The 23,860-nt window shown below is 71.3% G+C and carries 26 protein-coding genes and 2 pseudogenes; 11 read left to right on the forward strand and 17 right to left on the reverse strand.

Annotated features, from left to right (window positions below; all coding sequences use genetic code 11):
* Positions 1–7: 7 nt before the first annotated feature.
* Together ACLQ2N_RS23115 and ACLQ2N_RS23120 are read right to left on the reverse strand one after the other, a co-directional pair.
* The gene (locus ACLQ2N_RS23115) at positions 8–2,401 is read right to left on the reverse strand and encodes an HAD-IC family P-type ATPase (protein ID WP_425815988.1); all 2,394 of its coding nucleotides are present in this window, start codon (positions 2,399–2,401) and stop codon (positions 8–10) included.
* Positions 2,402–2,499: 98 nt separating this feature from the next.
* Positions 2,500–2,766, reverse strand: coding sequence for a DUF2530 domain-containing protein (locus tag ACLQ2N_RS23120; RefSeq protein ID WP_425815990.1), 267 nt, complete (start codon positions 2,764–2,766; stop codon positions 2,500–2,502).
* A 187-nt stretch (positions 2,767–2,953) separates the two neighbouring features.
* On the opposite strand from ACLQ2N_RS23120, the gene ACLQ2N_RS23125 reads away from it, so the two are divergent.
* On the forward strand, positions 2,954–4,408 hold the full coding sequence (locus tag ACLQ2N_RS23125) for an NCS2 family permease (RefSeq protein ID WP_425815992.1): 1,455 nt from the start codon (positions 2,954–2,956) through the stop codon (positions 4,406–4,408).
* 27 nt (positions 4,409–4,435) lie between these two features.
* Here ACLQ2N_RS23125 and ACLQ2N_RS23130 read toward each other — a convergent pair whose 3' ends face one another.
* Entirely contained in the window at positions 4,436–4,660 is a 225-nt protein-coding gene (locus tag ACLQ2N_RS23130; protein WP_203600613.1) for a hypothetical protein, read from the reverse strand.
* Positions 4,661–4,849: 189 nt separating this feature from the next.
* Here ACLQ2N_RS23130 and ACLQ2N_RS23135 point away from each other — a divergent pair, with 189 nt between their 5' ends.
* Together ACLQ2N_RS23135 and ACLQ2N_RS23140 are read left to right on the forward strand one after the other, a co-directional pair.
* Complete coding sequence (locus ACLQ2N_RS23135; RefSeq protein WP_018519548.1) at positions 4,850–5,290, forward strand: MarR family winged helix-turn-helix transcriptional regulator; 441 nt, start codon at positions 4,850–4,852, stop codon at positions 5,288–5,290.
* Between the two features lie 53 nt (positions 5,291–5,343).
* Positions 5,344–6,678 carry an MFS transporter gene (locus tag ACLQ2N_RS23140; protein WP_425815994.1) on the forward strand — a complete coding sequence of 445 codons (1,335 nt, stop codon included), beginning with the start codon at positions 5,344–5,346 and terminating at the stop codon, positions 6,676–6,678.
* A gap of 196 nt (positions 6,679–6,874) precedes the next feature.
* Here the strand turns inward: ACLQ2N_RS23140 and ACLQ2N_RS23145 are convergent, their stop codons facing one another.
* Both ACLQ2N_RS23145 and pip read right to left on the reverse strand, forming a co-directional pair.
* On the reverse strand, positions 6,875–7,870 hold the full coding sequence (locus ACLQ2N_RS23145; RefSeq protein WP_425815996.1) for an aldo/keto reductase: 996 nt from the start codon (positions 7,868–7,870) through the stop codon (positions 6,875–6,877).
* 49 nt (positions 7,871–7,919) lie between these two features.
* Complete coding sequence (gene pip, locus ACLQ2N_RS23150; RefSeq protein WP_425815998.1) at positions 7,920–8,888, reverse strand: prolyl aminopeptidase; 969 nt, start codon at positions 8,886–8,888, stop codon at positions 7,920–7,922.
* A 64-nt stretch (positions 8,889–8,952) separates the two neighbouring features.
* Here pip and ACLQ2N_RS23155 point away from each other — a divergent pair, with 64 nt between their 5' ends.
* Complete coding sequence (locus ACLQ2N_RS23155; RefSeq protein ID WP_425816000.1) at positions 8,953–9,444, forward strand: hypothetical protein; 492 nt, start codon at positions 8,953–8,955, stop codon at positions 9,442–9,444.
* A gap of 7 nt (positions 9,445–9,451) precedes the next feature.
* Here ACLQ2N_RS23155 and ACLQ2N_RS23160 read toward each other — a convergent pair whose 3' ends face one another.
* Entirely contained in the window at positions 9,452–10,888 is a 1,437-nt protein-coding gene (locus ACLQ2N_RS23160; RefSeq protein WP_425816002.1) for a collagen-binding domain-containing protein, read from the reverse strand.
* Between the two features lie 186 nt (positions 10,889–11,074).
* On the opposite strand from ACLQ2N_RS23160, the gene ACLQ2N_RS23165 reads away from it, so the two are divergent.
* A complete protein-coding gene (locus tag ACLQ2N_RS23165) occupies positions 11,075–12,082 on the forward strand; it encodes an endonuclease/exonuclease/phosphatase family protein (protein ID WP_425816004.1) in 1,008 nt (335 codons plus the stop codon).
* A gap of 244 nt (positions 12,083–12,326) precedes the next feature.
* Complete coding sequence (locus ACLQ2N_RS23170) at positions 12,327–12,671, forward strand: hypothetical protein (RefSeq protein ID WP_425816006.1); 345 nt, start codon at positions 12,327–12,329, stop codon at positions 12,669–12,671.
* Positions 12,672–12,724: 53 nt separating this feature from the next.
* Here ACLQ2N_RS23170 and ACLQ2N_RS23175 read toward each other — a convergent pair whose 3' ends face one another.
* Entirely contained in the window at positions 12,725–13,378 is a 654-nt protein-coding gene (locus ACLQ2N_RS23175) for a DNA-binding response regulator (protein WP_425816008.1), read from the reverse strand.
* Positions 13,379–13,456: 78 nt separating this feature from the next.
* Between ACLQ2N_RS23175 and ACLQ2N_RS23180 the strand changes: the two genes are divergently transcribed.
* Both ACLQ2N_RS23180 and ACLQ2N_RS23185 read left to right on the forward strand, forming a co-directional pair.
* Positions 13,457–14,299: an oxidoreductase gene (locus ACLQ2N_RS23180; RefSeq protein ID WP_425816010.1), complete on the forward strand. Its 843-nt coding sequence runs from the start codon at positions 13,457–13,459 to the stop codon at positions 14,297–14,299.
* A gap of 90 nt (positions 14,300–14,389) precedes the next feature.
* Positions 14,390–15,220, forward strand: a complete 831-nt coding sequence (locus ACLQ2N_RS23185) for a hypothetical protein (RefSeq protein ID WP_425816012.1) — start codon at positions 14,390–14,392, stop codon at positions 15,218–15,220.
* A 39-nt stretch (positions 15,221–15,259) separates the two neighbouring features.
* On the opposite strand, the gene ACLQ2N_RS23190 is transcribed toward ACLQ2N_RS23185, so the two are convergent.
* The 3 genes from ACLQ2N_RS23190 to ACLQ2N_RS23200 all read right to left on the reverse strand — a co-directional run bounded on the left by ACLQ2N_RS23190 (position 15,260) and on the right by ACLQ2N_RS23200 (position 17,668).
* The gene (locus tag ACLQ2N_RS23190; RefSeq protein WP_425816014.1) at positions 15,260–15,817 is read right to left on the reverse strand and encodes a PIN domain-containing protein; all 558 of its coding nucleotides are present in this window, start codon (positions 15,815–15,817) and stop codon (positions 15,260–15,262) included.
* A 3-nt stretch (positions 15,818–15,820) separates the two neighbouring features.
* Positions 15,821–16,282, reverse strand: a complete 462-nt coding sequence (locus ACLQ2N_RS23195; protein WP_425816016.1) for a helix-turn-helix domain-containing protein — start codon at positions 16,280–16,282, stop codon at positions 15,821–15,823.
* Between the two features lie 303 nt (positions 16,283–16,585).
* Complete coding sequence (locus tag ACLQ2N_RS23200) at positions 16,586–17,668, reverse strand: saccharopine dehydrogenase NADP-binding domain-containing protein (RefSeq protein ID WP_425816018.1); 1,083 nt, start codon at positions 17,666–17,668, stop codon at positions 16,586–16,588.
* 93 nt (positions 17,669–17,761) lie between these two features.
* Here ACLQ2N_RS23200 and ACLQ2N_RS23205 point away from each other — a divergent pair, with 93 nt between their 5' ends.
* Positions 17,762–18,325 (forward strand): TetR/AcrR family transcriptional regulator, encoded by a 564-nt coding sequence (locus tag ACLQ2N_RS23205; RefSeq protein ID WP_425816020.1) that lies wholly within the window; start codon positions 17,762–17,764, stop codon positions 18,323–18,325.
* 18 nt (positions 18,326–18,343) lie between these two features.
* Here ACLQ2N_RS23205 and catA read toward each other — a convergent pair whose 3' ends face one another.
* Positions 18,344–18,997: a type A chloramphenicol O-acetyltransferase gene (gene catA, locus ACLQ2N_RS23210; protein WP_425816022.1), complete on the reverse strand. Its 654-nt coding sequence runs from the start codon at positions 18,995–18,997 to the stop codon at positions 18,344–18,346.
* A 94-nt stretch (positions 18,998–19,091) separates the two neighbouring features.
* On the opposite strand from catA, the gene ACLQ2N_RS23215 reads away from it, so the two are divergent.
* Positions 19,092–19,895: a carboxymuconolactone decarboxylase family protein gene (locus ACLQ2N_RS23215; protein WP_425816024.1), complete on the forward strand. Its 804-nt coding sequence runs from the start codon at positions 19,092–19,094 to the stop codon at positions 19,893–19,895.
* Between the two features lie 19 nt (positions 19,896–19,914).
* On the opposite strand, the gene ACLQ2N_RS23220 is transcribed toward ACLQ2N_RS23215, so the two are convergent.
* The 4 genes and pseudogenes from ACLQ2N_RS23220 to ACLQ2N_RS23235 form a co-directional block, all read right to left on the reverse strand.
* Positions 19,915–20,772, reverse strand: coding sequence for an RNA polymerase sigma-70 factor (locus ACLQ2N_RS23220; protein ID WP_425816026.1), 858 nt, complete (start codon positions 20,770–20,772; stop codon positions 19,915–19,917).
* Entirely contained in the window at positions 20,769–21,347 is a 579-nt protein-coding gene (locus ACLQ2N_RS23225) for a carboxymuconolactone decarboxylase family protein (protein WP_425816028.1), read from the reverse strand. Before ACLQ2N_RS23225 ends, ACLQ2N_RS23220 begins: the two co-directional genes overlap by 4 nt.
* 81 nt (positions 21,348–21,428) lie before the next feature.
* A pseudogene (locus ACLQ2N_RS23230) lies at positions 21,429–21,551 on the reverse strand (DUF397 domain-containing protein); the annotation flags it as partial.
* 169 nt (positions 21,552–21,720) lie between these two features.
* Positions 21,721–22,302, reverse strand: a complete 582-nt coding sequence (locus ACLQ2N_RS23235) for a dienelactone hydrolase family protein (protein WP_425816030.1) — start codon at positions 22,300–22,302, stop codon at positions 21,721–21,723.
* Positions 22,303–22,385: 83 nt separating this feature from the next.
* Here ACLQ2N_RS23235 and ACLQ2N_RS23240 point away from each other — a divergent pair.
* Positions 22,386–22,556, forward strand: a pseudogene (locus ACLQ2N_RS23240) (NUDIX hydrolase); the annotation flags it as partial.
* A gap of 189 nt (positions 22,557–22,745) precedes the next feature.
* Here ACLQ2N_RS23240 and ACLQ2N_RS23245 read toward each other — a convergent pair.
* Together ACLQ2N_RS23245 and ACLQ2N_RS23250 are read right to left on the reverse strand one after the other, a co-directional pair.
* Positions 22,746–22,985 carry a DUF397 domain-containing protein gene (locus ACLQ2N_RS23245; RefSeq protein WP_425816032.1) on the reverse strand — a complete coding sequence of 80 codons (240 nt, stop codon included), beginning with the start codon at positions 22,983–22,985 and terminating at the stop codon, positions 22,746–22,748.
* Positions 22,975–23,757, reverse strand: coding sequence for a helix-turn-helix domain-containing protein (locus ACLQ2N_RS23250; protein WP_425816274.1), 783 nt, complete (start codon positions 23,755–23,757; stop codon positions 22,975–22,977). Before ACLQ2N_RS23250 ends, ACLQ2N_RS23245 begins: the two co-directional genes overlap by 11 nt.
* Positions 23,758–23,860: the final 103 nt, after the last annotated feature.

A 23,860-nucleotide genomic window follows, 5' to 3' on the forward strand; every position in this document is an offset into this window, starting at 1 on the left:
CGCCGTCTCACCCTCCGAAGCGGCGGCCCACCAGGCGCCACGCGTACTCCAGCACCACCGACGCCACGACCGCGACGCCCACCGCCGTCCACGGCATCCGGCTGCCCACCAGCTTCAGCGCGAAGAAGTCCTGGAGCCACGGCACCGCGAGCACCACCAGGAAGGCCAGGCCCATCGCGGCCACCAGGCAGACCCGCCACCAGGTGTACGGGCGGGCGATGATCGCCAGGACCCACATCGAGACCAGGAACAGCGTGAGCGTGGCCGCGCTCGTCTCCGCGTCCAGCGCGCCCGTGCCGGAGTAGTGGTGGCGGGCGATCAGGTACATCACGAAGGTCGCGGCGGCGGCGATGACGCCCGAGGGGATCGCGTACCGCATGACGCGGCGCACGAAGTGCGGCTGCGCGCGCTCCTTGTTCGGGGCGAGCGCCAGGAAGAACGCCGGGACGCCGATCGTCAGCGTGGACAGCAGGGTCAGGTGGCGCGGCAGGAACGGGTACTCGACCTGGAAGCAGACCACCAGGACGGCGAGCAGCACCGAGTACACGGTCTTGGTCAGGAACAGGGTGGCGACCCGGGTGATGTTGCCGATCACGCGGCGGCCCTCGGCGACCACGGACGGCAGGGTCGCGAAGCTGTTGTTCAGCAGCACGATCTGGGCGACCGCGCGCGTCGCCTCGGAGCCCGAGCCCATGGAGACGCCGATGTCGGCGTCCTTCAGCGCGAGGACGTCGTTGACGCCGTCGCCGGTCATCGCGACCGTGTGGCCGCGCGACTGGAGCGCGGCGACCATCTCCCGCTTCTGCTGCGGGGTGACCCGGCCGAACACCGCGTTCTGCTCCATCGCGGTGGCCATCTCGTCGGTGTCCTTCGGCATCCGGCGCGCGTCCAGCGGGTGCTCCGCGCCCTCCATCCCGAGCTTCGCGGCCACCGCGCCCACCGAGACCGCGTTGTCGCCGGAGATCACCTTCGTGGCGACCCGCTGCTCGCCGAAGTACGCGAGGGTCCGCCCCGCGTCGGGCCGCAGCCGCTGTTCCAGGACGACGAGGGCGGCCGGCTCCGCCCCCTCGGCCGCGTCCGGCGCGTCCAGCTCGCCCCGCGCCCGGGCCAGGAGCAGCACCCGGAGGCCCTGTTCGTTGAGGTGCCCGACCTCCGCGAGGGCCGGGTCGTCCTCGGAGAGCAGCACGTCGGGCGCGCCCAGCAGCCAGGCGGAGGACACCCCGCCGTCCTCGGTGAACGCGGCGCCGCTGTACTTGCGGGCGGAGGAGAAGGGCAGCGTTCCGGTGGTCGTCCAGCCGCCGTCCGCCGGGGCCGGGCAGGCGTCGATGATGGCCTGGAGGCTGGCGTTCGGCCGGGGCTCGGACGCGCCGAGGGCCCCCAGGACGCGGCGCAGATACGGTTCCTCGGAGCCGCCCAGCGCACGCAGCTCCGTGACGTCCATGCCGCCCTCGGTGAGCGTGCCGGTCTTGTCCAGGTAGACGACGTCGACCCGGGCCAGGCCCTCGATGGCGGGCAGCTCCTGCACCAGGCACTGCTTGCGGCCCAGGCGGACGACCCCGATCGCGAAGGCCACCGAGGTCAGCAGGACCAGGCCTTCCGGGATCATCGGGACGATCCCGCCGACGGTGCGGGCGACGGAGTCCTTGACGTTGTTGTCCTTGACCACCAGCTGGCTGATCACCAGGGCGGTCGCGGTCGGCACCATCATCCAGGTGATGTACTTCAGGATGGTCGAGATGCCGCTGCGCAGCTCCGACCGGACGAGCGTGAAGCGGGACGCCTCCTCGGCGAGCTGAGCCGCGTACGCCTCGCGCCCGACCTTCGTCGCGGTGAACGCGCCGCCGCCGGCGACCACGAAGCTGCCGGACATCACCGTGTCGCCGGCCTTCTTGAGGACCGGGTCCGCCTCGCCGGTGAGCAGGGACTCGTCCACCTCCAGGCCGTCCGCCTCGGCGACCGTGCCGTCCACGACGACCTTGTCCCCGGGGCCCAGTTCGACCAGGTCGCCGAGGACGATCTCGGAGGTGTGGATCTCGGCGGCCGCCCCGTCGCGCCGGACGACGGGTCTCGCCTCGCCGATGACCGCGAGGCTGTCCAGCGTCTTCTTGGCCCGCCACTCCTGGACGATGCCGATGCCGGTGTTGGCGATGATCACGAAGCCGAACAGGCTGTCCTGGATCGGCGCGACGGCCAGCATGATCACCCAGAGCACGCCGATGATCAGGTTGAACCGGGTGAGGACGTTGGCCCGGACGATCTCGGCGAGCGACCGCGAGGACCGCACCGGTACGTCGTTGACCTCGCCCCGCGATATCCGCTCGGCGACCTCGGCCGCCGTCAGCCCGCGTCCGGGAGCGCCGGCGCGCTGCTCCCCGGGAAGTTCGGATGCCCGCTGCGTCATGGTTCCGACGGTACGGGCGGATGGTCATGGGCACCCGCCGGAGCGGACGAAGACCGTACCGGGGGAGGAGGGGAATCGTCCCGTGGTTGTACGGAGGCTCAGCCGTCCTGGGCGGCCGCCGCGGCGGCCGCGCGCTTGAGGGCCGCGTCCCGGCCCCGTACGTACCAGATGCCGATCAGGCCGAGGCCCGCCCCGGCCAGGCAGGTCCACACCCACCACAGGTGGCCGTGGTCGTCGTACCAGCTGTAGAAGGGGATCTGGACGAGGAAGAGGACGAACCAGAGGATCGTGCCGCCGGTGATGGTCGCGACGACCGGGCCCTCCAGGGGCTCCGGCGCCTCGTGCTTGGGTGTCCACTTCGCCATGCGGTCAGTGTATGCGGCGCGTATGTAAGACCGTCGGGCCAGTCGGCCCAAGGGTCTACGCGCGGAGATAGCGATCTTCGCCTTATGTATTCATACTGAATCTGCTTACGGCTGGCTCGAATTATTCGTGTGAAAGTCCAAAGCTGACCACTTTTGAACCCCTCTACGCACCCGACTGAGGTCATACATGTCCCCCTCGGCCACCGCTAAGGTCGACGCCACGCCGCCTCCGCCCTCCCCGTCCTCCGGCGGCCTCGACGGCTTCTTCAAGATCTCCGAGCGGGGGTCGTCGGTAGCCCGCGAGATCCGTGGCGGATTCGCGACCTTCTTCGCGATGGCCTACATCATCGTGCTGAACCCGATCATCCTGGGCAGCGCGAAGGACATGTACGGCCACCAGCTCGACGGCGGCCAGCTGGTCACCGCGACCGTGCTCGCCGCCGCGTTCTCCACGCTGCTCATGGGCGTCATCGGCAACGTGCCCATCGCGCTGGCCGCGGGCCTCGGCGTCAACACCGTCGTCGCCCTCCAGCTCGCCCCCCGGATGAGCTGGGCCGACGCCATGGGCATGGTGGTCCTCGCGGGCATCGTGGTCATGCTGCTGGTCGCGACCGGGCTGCGGGAACGCGTGATGAACGCCGTACCGGGCTCGCTGCGCAAGGGCATCGCGATCGGTATCGGCCTGTTCATCCTGCTCATCGGCCTGGTCGACTCGGGCTTCGTCTCCCGCATCCCGGACGCCGCGCACACCACCGTGCCGCTCCAGCTCGGCTCCGACGGCCACCTCAACGGCTGGCCGGTCCTGGTCTTCGTCCTGGGCGCGCTGCTCACCCTGATCCTGATCGTCCGCAAGGTGCCGGGCGCGATCCTGATCTCCATCGTGGCGATGACCGTCGTCGCGCTGATCATCGACGCGGTCGCGGACCTGCCGGGCGAGGCGTGGGGGCTGACCGTGCCGGAGTGGCCGGGCAATCCCGTGGCCACCCCGGACTTCGGTCTGCTGGGTCACTTCAGCCTGTTCGGCGGCTTCCACAAGGTCGGCGTCCTGACCGGCATCCTGTTCGTCTTCACCGTGCTGCTGTCCTGCTTCTTCGACGCGATGGGCACCATCCTCGGCGTCGGCGACGAGGCGAAGCTGACGGACGCCAAGGGCAACTTCCCGGGCATCAACCGGGTGCTCTTCGTGGACGGTGTCGCGGTCGCCGCCGGTGGCGCCACCTCCTCCTCCGCCTCGACCTGCTTCGTGGAGTCCACGGCGGGCGTCGGCGAGGGCGCGCGCACGGGTCTGGCCAGCATCGTCTCCGGGCTGCTGTTCACGGTGGCGCTGTTCCTCACACCGCTGGCGACGATGGTCCCGTCGCAGGCGGCCACCCCCGCCCTGCTGGCGGTGGGCTTCCTGATCATCGCGGGCTCGGTGCGGGACATCGACTGGAGCGACTTCACGCTCGCGATCCCGGCGTTCCTCGCGATGGTCATGATGCCGTTCACCTACTCGATCACCAACGGCATCGGCATCGGCTTCATCGCGTTCAGCGTGCTGCGGCTGGCCACCGGACGTGGCCGGGAGGTGCCGGCGGCGATGTACGCGGTGTCGGCGGTCTTCGTCTTCTACTACATGATGCCGGCGCTCGGCCTCACGTAAGGGCGGTCCGCGGGCCGGCTCCGGTGGTCAGTTGACCTCCTCGGCCGGCACGCCGTCCGCAGGGCAGAGCTTCTCCGGCCCGTAGAACTTCTCCGTCTCGTCGACGGCCGCCTGGAAGCGCTCGTCGAAGTCGTCGCGAATGAGCGTCCGGACCACATAGTCCTGGACGCTCATTCCGCGTTTTGCGGCGTGCTGCTTGAGCCGGTCGAGCAGCTCACCGTCTATGCGCAGGCTGAGCACTGTCGATCCCATGCCAAGCAGGGTTACGCCCCACCGGCCCGCCGCGCGAGAATTTCGGCCGTCGGCTCACTCGTTTGGGTGATCGATTGGTAAACCTGCCCCTTTCACACCCCGTGCCGATCCGGACGGGCGGAGTGATCTCGCTCTCGCGCGTGTACCACAAGTGGTCTTTAGAGTAAGTAATGAGTTACGCTAACGAACATGCCTGACCTGATCCACGACAGCGACAGTGCCGCCGCCGTGAGCTCCCTCCGTTCCGCCGTCATGCTGCTCGGACGGCGCCTGAAGCATCAGCGCGTCGACGAGTCGCTGAGCCCGACCGAGATGTCGGTGCTCGGGACGCTCGCCCGTTGTGGTTCCGCCACCCCGGGTGAGCTGGCCCGCAGGGAACACGTCCAGCCGCCTTCGATGACCCGCATCGTCGCGTTGCTGGAATCGAAGGGTCTGGTCAGGCTGGAACCGCACCCCGATGACCGTCGTCAGAAGATGGTCAGCCAGACCGAGCAGGCCGAGGCGATGCTCGCCGAGAGCCGCAAGAAACGGAACGCCTGGCTGACCACGCTCGCCGAGGGCCTGGACGAGGACGAGTGGGAGACGCTGCGCAACGCGGCGCCCGTGCTGGAGAAGCTCGCCCACCTGTGAGAGACACGTCCCCGTCAGCCAGCAAGATGTCCACGCCGAGGAGGCGAACCCTTTTGAGTACGGGATCCGGAGCAGACTCCGCCCCCGCACCGACTTCCACCCACGAGAGCAAGACCGGCGGGACCTTCTCGTCGCTGAAGATCCGCAACTACCGCCTGTTCGCCACGGGCGCCGTGATCTCCAACACCGGTACCTGGATGTCCCGCATCACGCAGGACTGGCTCGTCCTGAGCCTCACCGGGTCCGCCGCCGCCGTGGGTATCACCACGGCGCTCCAGTTCCTCCCCATGCTGCTGTTCGGCCTGTACGGCGGCGTCATCGCCGACCGGCTGCCGAAGCGCAAGCTCCTGCTCGTCAGCCAGGCCGCCCTGGGCGCCTGCGGTGTCGTGCTCGCCGTCCTCACGCTCTCCGGCGTGGTCCAGGTGTGGCACGTCTATCTGATCGCGTTCCTGCTCGGCATGGTCACCGTGGTCGACAACCCGGCCCGGCAGGCGTTCGTCTCCGAGATGGTCGGCCCCGCGCAGCTGCGCAACGCGGTCAGCCTGAACTCGGCGAACTTCCAGTCGGCCCGGCTCATCGGTCCCGCCGTCGCGGGTGTGCTGATCACCTCGGTCGGCAGCGGCTGGGCCTTCATGTTCAACGGCCTGTCGTTCCTCGCCCCGCTCGTCGGCCTGATGATGATGCGGACGAGTGAGCTCCACAAGTCCTTCGTCGTGCCGCGCGCCAAGGGGCAGCTCCGCGAGGGGCTGCGCTACGTCTCCGGGCGGCCCGAGCTGATCTGGCCGATCGTCCTGGTCGGCTTCGTCGGCACCTTCGGTTTCAACTTCCCGATCTGGCTGACGGCCTTCGCGGACGAGATCTTCCACGGCGGCGCCGGGATGTATTCGTTCTTCAACATCCTCATGGCCGCCGGCTCGCTGGCCGGTGCCCTGCTCGCCGCCCGCCGCCGCTCCTCGCGGCTGCGGATGCTGGTCGCCGCCGGTACGGCGTTCGGCCTGCTGGAGATCGTCGCGGCGCTCGCGCCGAACGTCTGGATCTTCGCGATCCTGCTGGTGCCGATCGGCATGATCGGCCTGACGACCAACATCAGCGCCAACACGAGCGTCCAGATGGCGTCCGACCCGGCCATGCGCGGCCGGGTGATGAGCCTGTACATGATGGTCTTCGCCGGGGGTACGCCGGTGGGCGCCCCGATCGTCGGCTGGATCAGTGACGCGTACGGCCCCCGCACCGGCATGGTGGTCGGCGGCGCGCTGTCCCTCGCGGCGGCGGTCGGCATCGGTGTGATCCTGGCCCGCCTCGGCGGTCTGCGCCTCAAGGTGGACCTCCGCCCGGGACGCCCGCACGTCCGCTTCGTGCAGCGCGAGCAGCTGGCCACGGCGGCGTAGCGGTTTCGACGTCCGTACGCATGCGACGCGGCCCCGCTCCCGGTTCTCCGGGGCGGGGCCGCGTCGCATGCGCGCAGGCCGGGCCGGTTACGCTCGTCGGGTGGACCCGAAGACCAGAAACCGCATCATGGCGGCCGTGCTCGTACTGATGTTCGCCGTCGTCGCCGTGACGGCCGCCCTCGGCTGACGGGCGCTCCTACCAGGCGAAGTTCTCCGGCGACGGACCCGGGCCCGGGAAGATCTCCTCCAGCGCGTCCAGCACCTCCGCCGACAGCTCCAGCTCCACCGCGCGCAGCGCCGAGTCGAGCTGCTCCCGCGTGCGCGGGCCGGAGATCGGGCCGGTGATCCCGGGCCGCGTCAGCAGCCAGGCGAGGCCCACCTCACCGGGCTCCAGGCCGTGCTTGTCGAGCAGGTCCTCGTACGCCTGCACCTGCGCCCGCACCTTCGGGTCGGCCAGCGCGTCACCGGAGCGGCCGGAGGTGGAGCGGGCGCCGCCGCCCTCGCGCTCCTTGCGGAGGGCGCCGCCGAGCAGGCCGCCGTGCAGCGGCGACCACGGGATGACGCCGAGGCCGTACTCCTGGGAGGCCGGGATGACCTCCATCTCGGCGCCGCGCTCCATCAGGTTGTAGATGCACTGCTCGCTGACCAGGCCGTAGCTGCCTCGCTGCCGGGCGCGCTCGTTGGCCTGGGCGATCTTGTAGCCGGAGAAGTTCGAGGAACCGGCGTACAGGATCTTGCCCTGCTGGATCAGTACGTCGATGGCCTGCCAGATCTCCTCGATCGGGGTGTCCCGGTCGACGTGGTGGAACTGGTACAGGTCGATGTGGTCCGTCTGGAGCCGCTTCAGGCTGGCGTCGACGGCCCGGCGGATGTTGACGGCCGACAGCTTGTCGTGGTTCGGCCACGCCTCGCCGTCGGGGCCCATGTTCCCGTAGACCTTGGTGGCGAGGACGACCTTGTCGCGGCGGTCGCCGCCCTTGGCGAACCAGGTGCCGAGGATCTCCTCGGTGCGGCCCTTGTTCTCGCCCCAGCCGTAGACGTTCGCGGTGTCGAAGAAGTTGACGCCCGCGTCCAGCGCGGCGTCCATGAGGTCGTGACTGTCGCTCTCGTTGGTCTGGGGGCCGAAGTTCATCGTCCCCAGGACGAGGCGGCTTACCTTGAGTCCGGTGCGTCCGAGCTGCGTGTACTTCATGGGTCCCCAGCCAACTCCTTCGAGCGCGCTCGAAGCAAGCGTGCGCCCCCTACGGCCGTGCGAACCGGTCCAGCGCCGCGAGGATCGCCCGCCTCATCGCGGCCCCGCCCAGGTGCCCCGCGTCCTCGAACACCGTCAGCTCCGCCTCCGGCCACGCCTTGGCCAGCTCCCACGCCGTGCCCAGAGGCCCGCCCATGTCCCGCCGCCCGTGCAGCAGCACCCCGGGAATCCCGGCCAGCCGCCCCGCGTCCCGGATCAGCTGCCCCTCCTCCAGCCAGGCGCCGTGCGAGAAGTAGTGCGAGCAGATCCGCACCAGCGCCTCCCGCGCCCGGCCCGGCCGCCCGCTGTACGGGGGAGGCCCCGCGTGCGCCTCGCCCGAGAGCACCGCGTCCTCCCAGGCGCACCACTCGGCCGTCGCGCCCGCCCGTACCGCCGGATCGGGGTCCACGGTGCGCCGGGCGTACGCGGCGAGCACGTCCGGGGTCGCGTCGCTCGCGGCCTCCGGGACGTGGGCCCGGAAGCGGTCCCACGCCTCCGGGTAGAAGAGTCCGGCGCCCCGGTACAGCCAGTCGATCTCGGAGCGGCGGGTCGTGGTCACCGCCGGGATCACGATCTCGCTCACCCGCTCCGGGTGCCGCTGGGCGTACGCCAGGATCAGGGTGGACCCCCAGGAGCCCCCGAACAGCAGCCAGCGGTCGACGCCGAGGTGTTCGCGGAGCCGTTCCATGTCGGCGATCAGGTGGTCCGTGGTGTTGTGCCGCAGGTCGACGGCCGGGTCGCTCGCGTGCGGGACGGAGCGCCCGCAGTTGCGCTGGTCGAAGAGGACGACGCGGTAGCGCTCCGGGTCGAAGGACCGCCGGGGCCCCTCGGTGCAGCCGGAACCGGGGCCGCCGTGGACGACGAGGGCGGGCTTGCCGGCCGGGTTGCCGCAGACCTCCCAGTACACGTGGTTGCCGTCGCCGACGTCGAGCATGCCGTGGTCGTGGGGTTCGATCGGCGGGTACCTGTCGTCGGACATGACGCTGCGTCTCCCTGGGTCGGCGGCGTACACCCTAGGCATACGCGGTCGTAGCCTGGGCGGCGTGAACGCGACTCCCGAGGTACTCGCCGTGCTCGACGACCTGCTCGCCGCCGCATCCCCCGACGACCGGGGCGCCCTGTGGCAGCTCGACCGGCGGGGGAGGGAGCTGGACGCGAACCTCGTGCGGCTGCCCCCGGGCGCGGAGGTCGGGGAGCACCAGGAGGACGTGCTCGACGTCCTCCTGGTGGTCCTGGCGGGCAGCGGCCGGCTGACCCCGGGCGACGGCGCGGAGCCGCTGGCCCTGACCCCGACGACGGCGACCTGGCTGCCCCGCACCTCGCGCCGCTCCCTGCAGGCGGGCCCGGACGGTCTCGCCTACCTCACGGTCCACCGCCGCCGCCCCGGCCTGTCGCTGAAGCCGACGGTGTACGCGCGGGAGGGCGGCGAGGCGCCCTGCGCGCTGGACCGGGTGTGCCCGGAGTGCGGGCGGATGTCCCCGGAGTCGGCGCCGGTGTTCTGCAGCGCGTGCGGGGAGCGGTTCCCGGGGCGGTGAGGCCGCGTCAGTGCTTCGGCCTGCGCCTGCGGCCCATCAGGAGGATCCCGGCCGTGGCCAGGGTGAAGGCGCCGGCCACCGCGTAGAGGGTGGAGGACGTGCCGGTGTCGGCGAGCCAGCCGCCGTGCGGAGGCCGGTGGTGGCCGCCGTGGTCGGGCGGCCGGTGGTGGCCGCCGTGGTCGGGCGGCGCGGGGTGGGTGTACGTCGGGTGCGGGCCGGGGGTGGTGTCCGTGGGTGTCGGTGTGGGCGTCGAGTCCGTGGGGGACGGGGTGGGCGTCGGTGTCGAGTCCGTCGGGGAAGGGGTGGGGGTCGGGGTGGAGTCCGTCGGGCTCGGCGTGGGGGACGGCGACGGGCCCTCGCCCTCGCAGTCGATGTCGGTGGCGAACGGGAACTCGTGGATCTCGCCGGCGTTCACCGCTGTGCCGTCGTCGTTGAGCGGACCGGCCGTCAGCTCCCGTACGACGACCGAGCCCTCGATGTTGGAGGCGTCGAGGTCCGTGAGGTGGGCGCGGGGCGCGTAGATCGTGCCCTCCAGCGAGTCGCCGTCGGCGATCGTGATGTCGGTGGCGTCGGGGAAGTTCCACAGCATGTACGGGGCCTGGTCGCCGGAGACGCCCGCGAGGTTCGGGATGTGCCAGACGTACGTGCCGTCCGTGCCGGTCGTGTCGACGTCGACCACGAACGGGGTGTCCGCGTCCGGCTGGTTGTCGAAGGTGATCTCGGACAGGTTGTTCAGCTGCTCGCCGGTGAGCCGGAGCACGTTCGTCTCGCCCTCGGTGAGGGTGATGTGGGCGCTCGTCCCGGCGGGGAAGTCCGTCTGGTCGGGCAGCGGGGTGCCGGAGGCGTCGCGCAGGACGACGTTGGTCTCGCAGGTGTCGATGGCGTCCGAGCGGTCGCGGAAGTCCGCGAAGAGGGCGTCGAGGTCGGGCAGGCCCGTGGTGTCGGTGACGGACTCGACCGGCTGGCGCACCGTTTGCTGCACGCGGGGCGTCGAGTTGTACCCGGCCCCCTCGGCGACGATCTGGGTGTTCACCTCGGCGCCGTTGGAGTCCTCGTCCAGGACCGAGGAGCCGGTCGGGTCGCCGACCTTCACATAGCCGTCGTTGAGGACCTGGAGCACGCCCTGCGGGGAGCTGGCCGCGTGATCGATTCTGCCGCCGACGAGCAGGGCGGTCGGGTGGTCGTCGCCGGGCGCGGTGAACGTGCCGGGGGTGTGCAGCGCGACGTTGTACCCCGGCCCGTAGGTGAGGTTCCCGCCGATGGCCACCGACCCCTCGGTCTCCGTGCTGCCCAGGACGGCGTCGTCCTGGACCAGGATCCCGAAGCCGTTGTCCCCGGCCAGCGGGTTGCCGGAGTAGTCGGCCGCGGCGGGGGCGGTGGCGGCGGTGGCGGCGGCCAGGCACAGGAGGCAGGCCGTCGCGGCGAAGGCAGCGGTGCGTTTCATGCCCGGGAACGTAAGCCCGTGCGCCCGGCGGCCCCGGGCGGCGGGGCCGCGTGCCACCCGCACGCACGCGCCCGCGTCCCCCCACTGGCGGTCACCCGGCCGGACGCCGGTGCTCCGCGGGGCGGGGAACCGGGCGCGCGGGGGATACCGTCGTGAGGGGCGAGGGCAGGGGGCGGACGGCAGCTCATGGCGAAGCGGATGCTCAGCGTGGCGGTCGCGGCGGGGAGGGCCGTCGTCTCGTCGCGGGCCCGGGTGCGGGGCCGTCCGGACCGGTGGCGGCGCGGCAAGGTCCTGGCCGTCCTCGCCGCCCTGGCCGCGCTCCTGCTCCTCGCCCCCGGCCTCGTCCCCAACACCCCCGGCCGCCTCGGCAGCCTGCTGGAATCGTTCCTGCCCTGGCTCGGCCTGGCCGTCGTCCCCCTGCTGACCCTGGCCGTACTGCGCCGGTCCGCGCTCGGGCTGGTGGCGGTGGTCCTGCCGGTGGCGGCGTGGGCGTACGCGTGCGGCGGGCTGCTGCTTCCGGCGGCGGACCCGGGCCCGCGTGACCTGGTCGTGGTGCAGCACAACGTCAGCGACGTGAACGAGGACCCGGCGGGCACGGCCCGTACGCTGGCGGCCCGGGGCGCCGACCTGGTCGCGCTGGAGGAACTGGTCCCGGAGGCGTTGCCGGCGTACGAGAAGGAGCTGGCGGGGGCGTACCCGTTCCACGAGGTCCGGGGCACGGTCGGGATCTGGTCCCGGCACCCCCTGACCGGCACCCGGGCGGTGGACATCAAGCCGGAGTCCGTCGCGGAGCCGTGGAGCCGGGGCCTGCGCACGGTGGCCCGCACCCCGCACGGCGAGGTCGCGGTGTACGTGGCGCACCTGCCGTCCTTCCGGCTCGGCGCGGGCGGCCTCGGCACCGCCCGCCGCGACGAGAGCGCCCGGCTGCTCGGCCGGGCGCTGGACGCGGAGACGACGGGCCCGGTGATCCTGCTCGGCGACCTCAACGCCACGGTGGACGACCGGGGGATCGCCCCCCTGGCCTCCCGGCTCAACGTCTCGGAGCGCGGGTTCGCGTTCAGCTTCCCGGCGTCCTTCCCGCTGGCCAGGATCGACCAGGTGATGGCGAGGGAGGCCACGGTGGGCCGGGTCCGCACACTCCCGGCGACGGGCAGCGACCACCTGCCGGTGACGGCGCGGGTGACGCTGGACTGAGGGCGCCCGAAACCGGGTGGCACCTTCCGTGCGCCGTGCCTGGGGGCGCGCGGCGCGGGCCGGACGGGGTGTTAGGACGGCAACGAGTTCTGCGTCGTGCGCACGCCGACGGCGTAGTAACGCGCCTGTAACGGGCGTTCCCTAGCGTCCGGTTGCCAGCCGGTTCGCACCAACCCACATGTGGACCGGCCACGTTCGGAGAGCGCGGTCACCCCTACGCGCCCAACTGCAAAGGAATACCCTCATGTTGCGACACAACGTCATGCGCGGAGTTCTGGTCGGCGCCACCCTGGCCGGCCTCACCGCCTTCGGCTCGGGCGCGGCGACCGCGGCCGACGTCACCCCCTGCCACATCGACGGGTACGTCTGCATGACCACGAACGACATCTACCAGCCGAACGTGTACGTCGCCGACGGGAACGAGTACACCTTCCTGCGGGCCACCGAGGTCACCACCATCTCGAACGACACGTCGGTGCTGTACTGCGTCGACGCCGAGTACAACTTCACCGTGCGCCCGGGCCAGACGGTCCAGATCCCGCACACGGTCACCTCCCTGGGCCCCGCGTCCGGCGGTTGCCTCTCCTGATCCACGCCCCGGGCGCCCGCTCCGCGCTCCGGCGCGAGGGGGCGCCCCGGGGTTCACCGCCCCCCGCTCCCCGGCAGCCCCAGCCTCCCCGCCCGCAGCCCCGCCTGGAAGCGGGACGCCGCCTGCAGGGTGACCATCAGGTCGGCGACGCGGCGGCGGTACGTGCGGAGGGAGAGGCCGAGGTGGCGGGCGGCCGAGTCGTCGGTGCGGCCCGTGCTCAGCGCCTCCAGGATGCGGCGGGACTCCGGGGTCAGCTGCGGGGTGTCCGTGGCCAGGTAGGTGTCGTAGTCCGCCGACCGGTCCCACATCGCGTCGAACAGCGAGTGCACCCCGTCGATCATGTTCTGGGCGGTCGTCACGGAGTACGCGCGGCCGGCGGGCGCCTCGCGGCCCGCCAGGATCATCACCCGGCGGTCGATGATGATCGTCTCGTGCGGGAGCTCCGCGTCGGTGATGCGGACCTGGGCGCCCGCGCCCAGTACGAGGCGCAGGTGGTCGCGGGTGGCCTCGTCCGTCAGGGCCGCCGGGGTGAGCAGCTTCCGGGTCGTGAAGCCGGGGCCCGGGGTCGTCCAGGTCTTCGGCCGGGGCCAGGTCGTCAGGGTGCGGGCGGCGCACAGGAACTCGGTGCGGGCGGATTCGAGGAGGTGTCCGGCGCGCGTCAGCAGCTCCGCGTCGCCGTGGACCGAAAAGATCTGTTCGTTCCGCATACCGTCAGTCTGGCAGCACGTCTGGCAGTAACCTGCCACGCGCTGGGCCGTCTCCGGGGCGCCGGAGAGCATGAATCCATGACGACCACCACCTTCGCCCTCGGCGGCGACCTCCCCGTCAACCGTCTCGGCTTCGGCGCGATGCGCCTGGCCACGGGCACGTTCGACGGCCCCACCCGCTCCCCGGAGAACGGTGTCGCGGTCCTCCGCCGGGCCGTCGAGCTGGGCGCGAACCACATCGACACCGCCGCGTTCTACGCCCGGGGCGACGTCCGCGCCAACCGCCTCATCCGGGAGGCGCTGGCCCCCTACCCCGACGACCTGGTCATCGCGACCAAGGTCGGCCCCCTGCCCGGTCCGAACGGCATGCCCAGCGGCGAGGCCACGCCCGATCAGCTGCGCGCCCTGGTCGAGGCGGACCTGAGCGCCCTCGGCGTCGACCGGCTCGACGTCGTCAACCTCCGGGTGGGCGGCATGGGCGGCCCCGGCGGCGAGTCCGTGGCCGAACGGTTCGCCGTCCTGGCGGCCCTCCGCGAGGAGGGCCTGATCCGCCACCTGGGCGTCAGCAACATCGACGCCGCCCAGCTCGCGGAGGCCCGCGCCATCGCCCCGGTGGTCTGCGTGCAGAACCCGTACGTGGACGACCTGGCCCTGCTCGCGGAGTGCGAGGCCGCCGGGATCGCGTACGTCCCGTTCTTCCCGCTCGGCGGCGGACACGCCCCCCTGGACACGAGCCGCCTGGAGAAGGTCGCGGCCCGCCTGGACGCGACGGTCGCGCAGGTCCAGCTCGCCCGCCTCCTGGCCTCGTCCCCGGTCATGCTCGCCATCCCCGGCACGGGCGACCTCACGCACCTGGAGGAGAACATGGCGGCGGCGGACCTCGTGCTGAGCGAGGAGGACCTGGCGGAGCTGCGGGGCTGACGACCGCCGTCGGCTGGATCCGGTCGCTCGGAAGAGGACGTCTCGACCGGTGGCGGTCCTCTGCGCGAGGGTGGGGGCGAGGGGGTCGCCATGAGGGGAAAGCCGGGCGGGGCGGTTCGATGGCTGGCACCTGTGGTGGTGCTGGTGGAGGTAGGACTCGTCTGGGGCGGGGTCTTCGGGGTCGGTGAGGCCGTTGTCGTGGGGCTCGTCGTCGAGGGGGTGCTCGGCGGGGTCGTCCTCGTCGAGGTCGTCCTCGCCGGCCGGGCCTACAGCGCGTCCCGGCGGGCGGGTGCCGACGGGCAGGACGCGCTGGACCGGGCCCTGAGGGTCGTGCTGCCCGGGCCCCTCGCCAAGGTGGTCGGGATGGAGTTCGGGCTGTTCCGGGCGCTGTGGCGGTGGGTACGGCGGAAGCCGGACGTGCCCGACGGGTGCGCGGTCCTGGCGTACGGGGCCGAGATCAGGCCCATCATGTGGGTGATGGTCTTCCTCGCACCCCTGGAGATCGCGCTCGCCGAATTCCTCGTGCCCTGGGCCCCCGTGCGCATCGCCCTCCTCGTCCTCTCCGCGTACGGCGTGCTCTGGCTCATCGGGTTCGTCGCGGCCCTGTCCGTCCGGCCGCACGTGGTCGGGGGCGGCCGGCTCGTCCTCCGCTTCGCACACTTCGTGCAGGTCGCCGTCCCCCTCGACCTCGTCGAGTCCGTCCGCGTGAGCCGCCACAGCGGTTACCGCAGGGCCGTCCAGATCGACGACGGCGTCCTCGCGATGCCCATCGGCGACTCCACCACCCTCAGCGTCACCCTGCGCGAGCCGTACCCCGTCGCGCCCAAGCCCGGGCAGCCGCCGCGGGACGTCCGCGAGGTGCGGTTCGCCGTGGACGACCCCCGGGAGGCGGTACGGGTCCTCGACGCGAGGACGGCCTAGGTGTATCTAGCCCGCAGGATGGGGACCGGCCGCACGAGATCAGACGAGCGCCCTCAAGGCTGCGGCGGACGCGACAAGGCGGTTCTTGTCGAGGCGTTCGATCACGTCGGCGATCGTGCCCGGCGGATTCCTCCAGCTGTCGGCAATGCGCTGGATCTCCCCGTACACGATCTCAGGCGCCAGGTCGATCTGCGCTTCGAGGAACGCGTCCGGGTGGACGGCCTCCACATCCCAGGGTGCCAAGGCTTCCGCGGGGAAGTCTTTGAGGTTGAACGTCACGATCACCTGGGCCTTGGCGCGGATCGCCGCAGCGAGGACGTGCCGGTCGTCCTTGTCCGGCAGCTCCAGTATGTCGATGAGAGGTTCGTACCCCTTGATGAGGCAGTCCCGGACGGCCGCTTTCATGAGCCGCCGTGTCCGGGCCAGGGTTTCGGGGGCCAGGTCCGGGCGGTTGGCCCTCACGTTGCGAAACGTCTCGTCGAGGATGGCCTCCGTCCACTTCGCCTGCACGAGGCCGGCCCCCGCGACGCGGATGAGCACGTCGCGGAGGATGTTCGGGTAGAGCACATTGGCGTCGTAAACGGCGACGAAGGCCATCGACTACATCAGTCCTGTCTCCTGGCCGAGCTGAGAGAGCTCGTCCGCCGCTTCGCGACGGCGCCGGTCGTCGGCCTGCTTGTACTCCAGGAGCGACGAAGCGGTGATTCTGCGGTGCGTTCCGACCATGCGGCACTTGATTTCGCCGGCCTCCAGGAGGCCGATGAGGAAGGGCCGGGAGACGTTGAGGAGGTCCGCCGCCTGCTGGGTGGTGAGCTCGGCGGTACTGGGGACGATGGACACGCCTCGGCCGGCCCCCAGGTGGGCGAGGAGACCCGCGAGGAGCTCGACGGCCTCACGGGGCAGGGTGAGCGGCTCGCGCTCGTCGTCATCGAGGGGCTTGACGGCGATCTGCCCGAGGTCGGGGTGCTCGGTGAGGTAGCCGCGGACGCGACTGAGGGCCCGGTTCGCCGCGGCGGTCTTCTCGGGTGGGAGCTTCACGGGCCTGATGTCTGTCTTCGTCACGGTGCGCCCCTAAGTTTTTCGTGGCGGGTGGGCGTCGTTGATGGGCGGAGGGACTCAGTATCCGCAATATCCGCAACATGCGCAATAAATGTACGCGGGCGTGGCGGTCCGTTACCCCCATAGCGTCGCCTTGTCCCGGTCGCTCCTCGGACGTCGGGCCCACCAGGACCGCGTGCGGACCCGGCAGGCCGGCAGCTGGGTCGGCAGGGTGGGTGCGGCGATCACGCGATCGCGCCCGTGCTCTGCGTGCAGCCCGCACGCGGGCGCCCCGGCGGAGCCGCAGGCGGCTCGTCCGGCCCCGTTTCAGAGAGAGGCGTCGTCCACGAAGTCGGCTCCGGCGGCGATCGCGAGGTCGGGGCCGAGGGCGGCGGACGGGGTGTGGGCGCCGGGGCGGCCCTTGCCCGCGGCGAGACGGAGCGCGGTCTGCGCGGCCACGGCGGAGGTGAAGTCCATGGCGTCGCCGGCCCGCAGCCAGCCTTCGCGGACGGTTCCGTCGGGCCAGGTGACGACGGCGTGACCCCAGGTGTGGGGGCGCGGGCGCGGCGCGGCCTTGGCCTTGATCCCGGACATCCGGCCGATCGCGAAGGTCCGTACGGCGCGGATGCGCAGGACCGCCGACACCAGGGGCAGCATCGCCCGAACGGCGAACGAGGCGGGCACGAGGCCCGAGGTCGCCGAGGCCGAGGGGGCGCCGCTCACCCGGTGCGCGGCGACGAGTTCGCCGGAGGGGACGCCGACCGATGAGACGCGCTCCCCGTCCGGCAGGGTCAGGTGACGGACCTCCCCGCCGAGCCGGGTCCTGACCAGCCGGCCGTCGTCGTAACGGCGGCCTCCCATCGCGAAGCCGTCCACGATGCTGGTGGCGAGGGCGGCGCCCAGCACCCCCTCCTCGACGGCGGTAGAGGCGAGGGCGTCCACCCGCACGTGGCTGGGCACGGGCCGGCTCTCGCACAGGCGGGCCACGATCGCCTCGGTTCCGGCGACGCCGAATCCCGCACCGGTCACCAGGGTGCTTCCCGCGGCGGCGGCCTCGTCGTGCAGGGCGAACAGGCGGTGGAAGGCGACCGGGTCGTTGGCCTGGTCCAGGTAGTGGCCGCCCGGCAGGCAGGCGCGTGCGAGCGCGACGGCGCTCTCGGCGTAGTCGCCGATGGTGTTGACGACCACGGCGGGCCGCTGCCGGGAGATCTCGGCCGCCATGGCGTCCACCCCCGACGCGACGACGATCTTCGACTCGGCGTCGAGCCCGAGGCCGGCGGCGGCCTCCCGCAGCCGGCCGGCGTCGCGCCCGACCAGCACCGGGACGGTCCCGGCCGCCATGATCCGTGCCGCGACGGCCCGGCCGACCCGGCCGGTGGCCCCCAGAATCCACATCTCACTCCGTGCCATGACGCTTCCCCCTTCGAACGTGATGTCTCACTGTGTCATCACAAGGCTAGCACCGATGTCACAGTGAGACATCCCGATGGGTAGGATGGGGGCATGGCACGTTGGGACGCTGGAGCACCGGAGCGCCTGCGTCAGGCGGCGCTCGACCTGTTCGGCGAGCGCGGCTACGACGCCGTGACGGTGACGGAGATCGCGGAGCGGGCGGGGCTGACCCGCCGGACCTTCCACCGGTACTACCCGGACAAGCGGGAGATCCTCTTCGCCGGCTCCGAGCGGCTTCCGCCCGCCGTGGCCGACGCCGTCCTCGCCGCGGAGCCCGGACTCACGCCCCTGCGCGCCGCGCTGTCGGCCCTCCGCCGGATCGGCACGGAGGCCAGCGCGGTCGTCACCGACTCGGGGCGGCGCAGGACGATCATCGAGTCCAGCGCGGAGTTGCGGGAACGCGAGCGCAGCAAGGCGGCCGAGATCACCGCCGCTCTCCGGGGCGCTCTGGAGCGGCGCGGGGCCGGACCGGCCGAGGCGCGCGTGGCCGCACGGGTGGCCTCGATCGTCTCCGAGGAGGCGTTCGGGCGCTGGGTCGACGGCGAGGGCCCGTTCCCCGCGTGCTTCGACGCCGCCGAGGCCGCGCTCCAGGCGGTGCTGGCCGAGGGCGCCTGAGGCCGTCGGGGGAGCGCGCTACAGCCAGTCCGCCGCGTCCGCCATCAGCGCCTCCACCTCGTCGACCAGGCGCGCCGTGTGGAACCCGTCCGCCGCCGCGTGGTGCACCTGCACCGCGAGGGGGAGCAGGACGCGGTCGCCCCGCGACACGTACCGGCCCAGCGTGAAGATCGGGGCCAGGTGGTCGTAGCCGTCGCGGATGTTGAGGTTGAAGCCCGTGAACGACCGCCACGGCAGGCTCGACACGTCGAAGGAGTTCGGCGGGGGCGGGCCCTGCGGGAAGAACTCCGTCGCGCGGCCGTGCTCCGCCAGCAGCGGCGCCGCCGCGTCGTGGAACGCCCCGAAGTCCGCGTCGTAGGCCGCCCACACGCACGCGAACGTCTCCCGCTCCGCGTTGAACACCGTGAACGCCGGATGCGCCACCGGCCACACCGCCGGATCACCCGACTCCGTCAGGCACATCCGGAACTCCTCGTGCCGGTTCACCACCGTCGCCAGCGCCCACACCTGCGCCACATACGACTTGCGCGGCGAGCGCTGCAGCGCGGCGGTGAACTCCGTGACGTCCACCTCCACCGTCATCGAGTACGTGCACGGCACGCGGCGCCGGTAATGTGCGAAGTGCTCCCGGCGCGGCCAGGTGTCCAGGTCGATGGGGGTCGGAGCGTTCATCCGGGCATCATCGCAGCCACCGGCGCGCCCGCTCGAAGGGTTTTCGCGGCACTCGCTTGCCTTGGAGCGCACTCCAACTCCTACCGTCTGCCCCATGACCAGCGAACAGCAGAACGACCGGCACGAGCGTGGTTACGCGGCCCTCAGCGAGGTCGCGGACGGAGCCCAGGACGCCGTCATCGACGGCCTCGCCGACATCGCCCCGCACATGGGCCGGTACATCGTGGAGTTCGGCTTCGGCGACATCTACACCCGCCCCGGACTCACCCGCCGCCAGCGCCAGTTGGCCACCGTCGCGGCCCTCGCCGCCCTGGGCAACGCCGCGCCGCAGCTCCGCTTCCACATCGGCGGCGCGCTCAACGTCGGCTGCACGCGTGAGGAGATCGTCGAGGTCCTGATCCACGTCACCGTGTACGCCGGATTCCCGGCCGCGCTCAACGGCCTCACCGCCGCCCGCGAGGTCTTCGAGTCCCGCCCCGACGAGCCCGCGTTCGTCCCCGCCGACACCTCCGCCGACCAGGGCGGCGACCGCTTCGAACGCGGCCGGCAGGCCCTCGCCGACATCGACGGCCACGCCGGACAGCAGGTCATCGACTCCCTCAAGGACATCGCGCCCGACCTCGCCCGCTACGTGCTGGAGTTCTCGTTCGGCGACGTCTACTCCCGCACGGGCCTCGACCTCCCGACCCGCGAGCTCGTCACCGTCGCCCTGTGCACCGCCCTCGGCACGGTCGGCCCGCAGCTCCGCGTACACCTCCACGGCCTGCTCAACGTGGGCGGCACGCGGGAGGAGGCCGTGGAGGTCATCACGCAGATGGCCGGTTACGCCGGTTTCCCGGCCGCGCTCAACGGCCTCACGGCCGCGCGCGAGGTGTTCGCGGAGCGGGACGCCGCGTAGCCGCGCCGCCCCCAGGGCCCTACGTGGCGAGGGGCACCGGTTCGTCCAGCCTCGTCAGCTTCCGGGGGTTGCGCACCAGGTAGACCCGGCTGACCCGGCCGTCCTCCACCATGAGGCTCACCGCCGTGGCAAGCTCGCCGTCGATCTCGATGCGGCCCGCGGGTGCCCCGTTGAGCCACACGGCCGTCGCCGTGAGCCCGGCCGCCCGCGCGAGGACCTTCGCCACGAGCTCGACCCCGCGGATCGGGGCCAGCGCGGCGGGCGCGAGTCCGCCACCGTCGGCGATCAGGACCACGTCGGGCGCCATGACCTCGACCAGGGACTCCAACTCCCCGGTACGCAGGGCGAGCAGGAACCGTTCCACCACGGCCTGCTGCTCCGACCGGCTCACCCGCACGCGCGGCCGCCGGGCCGCCACATGCTCGCGTGCCCGCCGCGCGATCTGCCGGACGGCGGCCGCCGACTTCCCGAGAGCCCCGGCGATCTCGTCGTACGGCAGCTCGAACACCTCGCGGAGCACGAACACCGCCCGCTCGGTCGGCCCGAGTGTTTCGAGGACGGTCAGCATCGCGATCGAGATGTTCTCCGCGAGCTCCACGTTCTCGGCGACGTCGGGCGTGGTCAGCAACGGGTCCGGCAGCCACTCGCCCACGTAGTCCTCGCGGCTGCGCGCCAGCGTCCGCAGCCGGTTGAGCGACTGCCGGGTGACGGTCCTGACGAGGTACGCCCGTGGGTCACTCACCCGTGACCGGTCGACCCCGGCCCACCGCAGCCAGGACTCCTGCAACACGTCCTCCGCGTCGGCCGCCGAGCCGAGCATCTCGTAGGCGACCGTGAACAGCAGGCTGCGATGGGTGACGAACGGGTCCCGCGTCATGCCGTCGGCGCCGCGTCGGACGTCCCGGGCCGCGCGGCCAGGGGGATCTCGCAGGCTTCGGAGTAGCCCTGCGAGGTGACCCCGTGCGCCGTGTTGCACCTGGCCGCGAGGTTGGCGAAGCCGATGAACACCGTGAGCTCGACCAGCGCGGCCGGCCCGAGCCGGTCGAGCAGGCTCGCCGACAGCTCATCGGTGACCGTCGGCGGTGTGTTCGTCATCGCCTCCGCGTACTCCATGACCTCCCGCTCCAGCGGCGTGAACACCTCCGACTCGCGCCAGCGCGGGACCTGGCTCGCCTTGGTCAGGTCCAGACGCTGGTTCAGCGCCGCGAAGTAGTTGACGTCCAGGCACCAGCTGCAACCGATCTGCGCCGCGACCGCCATGTGCGCGAACGTCTTGAGGCTCGCGTCGGCCGCGTCCCAGGTCGCCACCTGGGACGCGAACTGCTGGTTGGCCTCAGCGAGCACAGGGTGGTTCCACAGCACCTCGTGGGGCTCCGGCACGGAGCCGAGCTGCTTGATCAGGTTATCGCGGAGCTCGGTGGGGATCTCGGCCTTGGGAATGCGCAGCGCCATGGTGTTCTCCGTAGTCGTTCGGCTGTTTGACATGGAGACACCGCCCGGCCGACGAATGTGACATCGGAGCGGGGCGCCGCGTTACGCGGCGGTGTGGCGGATGAACGTGTCCCAGGCGTCGGGGGAGACGGCGAGCGCGGGGACGGTGATGTCCTTGGAGTCGCGGACGTGGACGGTGTGCGGGCAGGTGGCGACCTCTCCGCAGGTGGAACAGTCGCCAACAGGCTGCGGTCAAGCGACGGCCGGCATCAAGCGTGGTCCGAGGCGAGCCTCTGCACAAGGGTGGCCGTGCAAACACAGGCGGCATCGCCACGAGGTACAAAAACTCGCCGTCCGCTACGAAGCGACCGTCCAACTCGCCTTGATACGAAAGTCACTGTGACTGCAGGTCGACCTCGCTGAGGAAAGTCAGCACCCGGCGCCAGGTCAGTTCGGCTGCTGTCGGGGAGTGGTCGGGGAGTTCATGGTCGGTGTAGAAGTGGCCGACGCCTGGGTAGCGGAAGACCTCCAGGTTGACGGCAGACTCCTCAGCCGACCGACAGAGGGCGGCAACGCGATCGGGTGGCGCGAACTCATCGTGCTCTGCCGCGTGCAGTTGCACCCTGAGACCTGGACCAACGGTGGCGGGAAGGTCGGCAGCGGCATGCAGGAGGAGAACGCCCGCGGTGGCGGAACGCTCGGGCCAGAGATCGGCGACGACACCTGTCCCCATGGATACGCCTGCGAGAACAGTCTGGTCCGGCATCCCCGCGAGGGTCTGCCGGGCGCCCTTGACCACTGCTGCCCATCCGATCCGGTCGAGCAGCTCGAACCCCCCGTCGAGAGCGGAAGCGGTCTCTCCATCGAAGAGGTCCGGAGTGACAACCTCATGCCCGGCACGACGCAGTCGCTCGGCAGCGAAGAGTTCGACGGAGCGCAGGCCAAGAACGGAATGGAAGAGAGCAACGTGGGCCATCAGATCATCGTGCCGCACGAGACGGCAGTCGTGACCAGCACATGCACAACACGCCCTAACCGACCTCGGCCAGGGAGACGATCCTGGACGCCGTCTGCCGGGAGACCGCTGAGGAGACCGGCCTGACCCTCGACCGGGTCACCGGCTACATCGGGCACTTCGACCACTGGAACAGCCGGGGCGGAACCACCCGCCAGTGCAACTTCGCGGTCACCGTGAAGAAGACCGCACCCGCCGTTTCCACCGAGCACGATGCCCACCAGTGGGCCCTCCCCGGCGAGCGGCCCGAGGTGAGCGACGTTGTACGCGCCCTGCCGACCAGCAGACGCCGAACACGGAAGGCCCTTCCGCTCCGCCCGGGACGCGTTCCCGGGCGGAGGCGTCGGTCATCCCGCACTCACTGCCGCGCGCGAGGCGTTCGCGGAGCGGGATGCGGCGTAGCCTTACGCGGCGGTGTGGCGGATGAACGTGTCCCAGGCGCCGGGGGAGACGGCGAGTGCAGGGACGGTGGTGTCCTTGGAGTCGCGGACGTGGACGGTGTGCGGGCAGGTGGCGATCTCTACGCAGTCGCCGCCGTTCGAGCCGCTGTAGCTGGACTTGGACCAGGAGAGTGCGACCTCGACGCAGTTGCCACCGTTGGTGCCGCTGTAGCTGCTCTTAATCCACTTCAGGTCAGTGCTCATAGTCCTTCGCCGTCTGCTTGATTAGCTCGCGCGACTCTTCCAGCCCGTGAGCATGGGTCCGCAGCATTCCATACGTGCTGAACAAGATTCCCAGCTGGGGCTGCTCGCTGACAAGAAAGTTTTGTCCCTGCACCTCCAGGTAGGCGAGCCGCCGCCGGTCGACGGTTTCCAGCAGGACGAAGGGGCCGTTCAGCCCGACGTGCGTCTCCCGATGGGGCGACATCACCTGGATGCTCACGTTCCGCAACTCGCTTACGTCAAGGAGGTGTTGAAGCTGCGCCCGATGAACCCTTCGTCCGCCGATAGGGCGAGTAAGTGCGCTCATTTCCAGGACGAAGCTGACGTCCACCAGTGGCCTGCGTGTCAGCAGCGCCTGCCGCGCAAGGCGTCCGGCTACCAACCTGTCGATCTCGTCGTCATCGAGGGGCGGACACGCTGCGCGGTGCAGCGCGTAGGCGTGCGCCTCGGTCTGGAGCAGGCCAGGCACGGTGCTCGACTCGTACTCGTACCGTGCGACGCATTTGGCTTCCTCGTCAGCGAACGGCGCGAACCAGGAAGCCAGATGGCTGAACTTCAGCTTCAGCGCCGCGGCGATCAGCGCACCGCTCGCACCTGTGGCCGAGTCCGCCTTCGGGACGAAGTCCCCCTTCGGCGGCCTGTGCCCCCGTTCCACCATCGCTACCTGCGACTTGGAGAAGTCGATCTTGAGCCCCAGCGCCTCCTGGGAGAGTTCAGCCAACTCGCGGTAGTGCCGTAGCAGCGCCCCGAACATCGCAACGGTTCCACCATCGGCACCACTGGAGTGCACAGCCCCACCTCCAAGTTCACAAGAGTGCACAGACTGCCTGTGTCCCTGGTCACGTTAAGTGCGGGCG

Origin of the sequence: Streptomyces sp. DT224 (assembly GCF_049844595.1) — a bacterium.
Lineage (GTDB): Bacteria > Actinomycetota > Actinomycetes > Streptomycetales > Streptomycetaceae > Streptomyces.

Bases quoted from the DNA above. Each gene is read 5' to 3' on its own strand.
- ACLQ2N_RS23115 (WP_425815988.1), bottom strand. From the start codon at position 2,401: ATGACGCAGCGGGCATCCGAACTTCCCGGGGAGCAGCGCGCCGGCGCT.
- ACLQ2N_RS23120 (WP_425815990.1), bottom strand. From the start codon at position 2,766: ATGGCGAAGTGGACACCCAAGCACGAGGCGCCGGAGCCCCTGGAGGGC.
- ACLQ2N_RS23125 (WP_425815992.1), top strand. From the start codon at position 2,954: ATGTCCCCCTCGGCCACCGCTAAGGTCGACGCCACGCCGCCTCCGCCC.
- ACLQ2N_RS23130 (WP_203600613.1), bottom strand. From the start codon at position 4,660: ATGGGATCGACAGTGCTCAGCCTGCGCATAGACGGTGAGCTGCTCGAC.
- ACLQ2N_RS23135 (WP_018519548.1), top strand. From the start codon at position 4,850: ATGCCTGACCTGATCCACGACAGCGACAGTGCCGCCGCCGTGAGCTCC.
- ACLQ2N_RS23145 (WP_425815996.1), bottom strand. From the start codon at position 7,870: ATGAAGTACACGCAGCTCGGACGCACCGGACTCAAGGTAAGCCGCCTC.
- pip (WP_425815998.1), bottom strand. From the start codon at position 8,888: ATGTCCGACGACAGGTACCCGCCGATCGAACCCCACGACCACGGCATG.
- ACLQ2N_RS23160 (WP_425816002.1), bottom strand. From the start codon at position 10,888: ATGAAACGCACCGCTGCCTTCGCCGCGACGGCCTGCCTCCTGTGCCTG.
- ACLQ2N_RS23165 (WP_425816004.1), top strand. From the start codon at position 11,075: ATGGCGAAGCGGATGCTCAGCGTGGCGGTCGCGGCGGGGAGGGCCGTC.
- ACLQ2N_RS23170 (WP_425816006.1), top strand. From the start codon at position 12,327: ATGTTGCGACACAACGTCATGCGCGGAGTTCTGGTCGGCGCCACCCTG.
- ACLQ2N_RS23175 (WP_425816008.1), bottom strand. From the start codon at position 13,378: ATGCGGAACGAACAGATCTTTTCGGTCCACGGCGACGCGGAGCTGCTG.
- ACLQ2N_RS23180 (WP_425816010.1), top strand. From the start codon at position 13,457: ATGACGACCACCACCTTCGCCCTCGGCGGCGACCTCCCCGTCAACCGT.
- ACLQ2N_RS23185 (WP_425816012.1), top strand. From the start codon at position 14,390: ATGAGGGGAAAGCCGGGCGGGGCGGTTCGATGGCTGGCACCTGTGGTG.
- ACLQ2N_RS23190 (WP_425816014.1), bottom strand. From the start codon at position 15,817: ATGGCCTTCGTCGCCGTTTACGACGCCAATGTGCTCTACCCGAACATC.
- ACLQ2N_RS23200 (WP_425816018.1), bottom strand. From the start codon at position 17,668: ATGGCACGGAGTGAGATGTGGATTCTGGGGGCCACCGGCCGGGTCGGC.
- ACLQ2N_RS23205 (WP_425816020.1), top strand. From the start codon at position 17,762: ATGGCACGTTGGGACGCTGGAGCACCGGAGCGCCTGCGTCAGGCGGCG.
- catA (WP_425816022.1), bottom strand. From the start codon at position 18,997: ATGAACGCTCCGACCCCCATCGACCTGGACACCTGGCCGCGCCGGGAG.
- ACLQ2N_RS23215 (WP_425816024.1), top strand. From the start codon at position 19,092: ATGACCAGCGAACAGCAGAACGACCGGCACGAGCGTGGTTACGCGGCC.
- ACLQ2N_RS23220 (WP_425816026.1), bottom strand. From the start codon at position 20,772: ATGACGCGGGACCCGTTCGTCACCCATCGCAGCCTGCTGTTCACGGTC.
- ACLQ2N_RS23225 (WP_425816028.1), bottom strand. From the start codon at position 21,347: ATGGCGCTGCGCATTCCCAAGGCCGAGATCCCCACCGAGCTCCGCGAT.
- ACLQ2N_RS23235 (WP_425816030.1), bottom strand. From the start codon at position 22,302: ATGGCCCACGTTGCTCTCTTCCATTCCGTTCTTGGCCTGCGCTCCGTC.
- ACLQ2N_RS23245 (WP_425816032.1), bottom strand. From the start codon at position 22,985: ATGAGCACTGACCTGAAGTGGATTAAGAGCAGCTACAGCGGCACCAAC.
- ACLQ2N_RS23250 (WP_425816274.1), bottom strand. From the start codon at position 23,757: ATGTTCGGGGCGCTGCTACGGCACTACCGCGAGTTGGCTGAACTCTCC.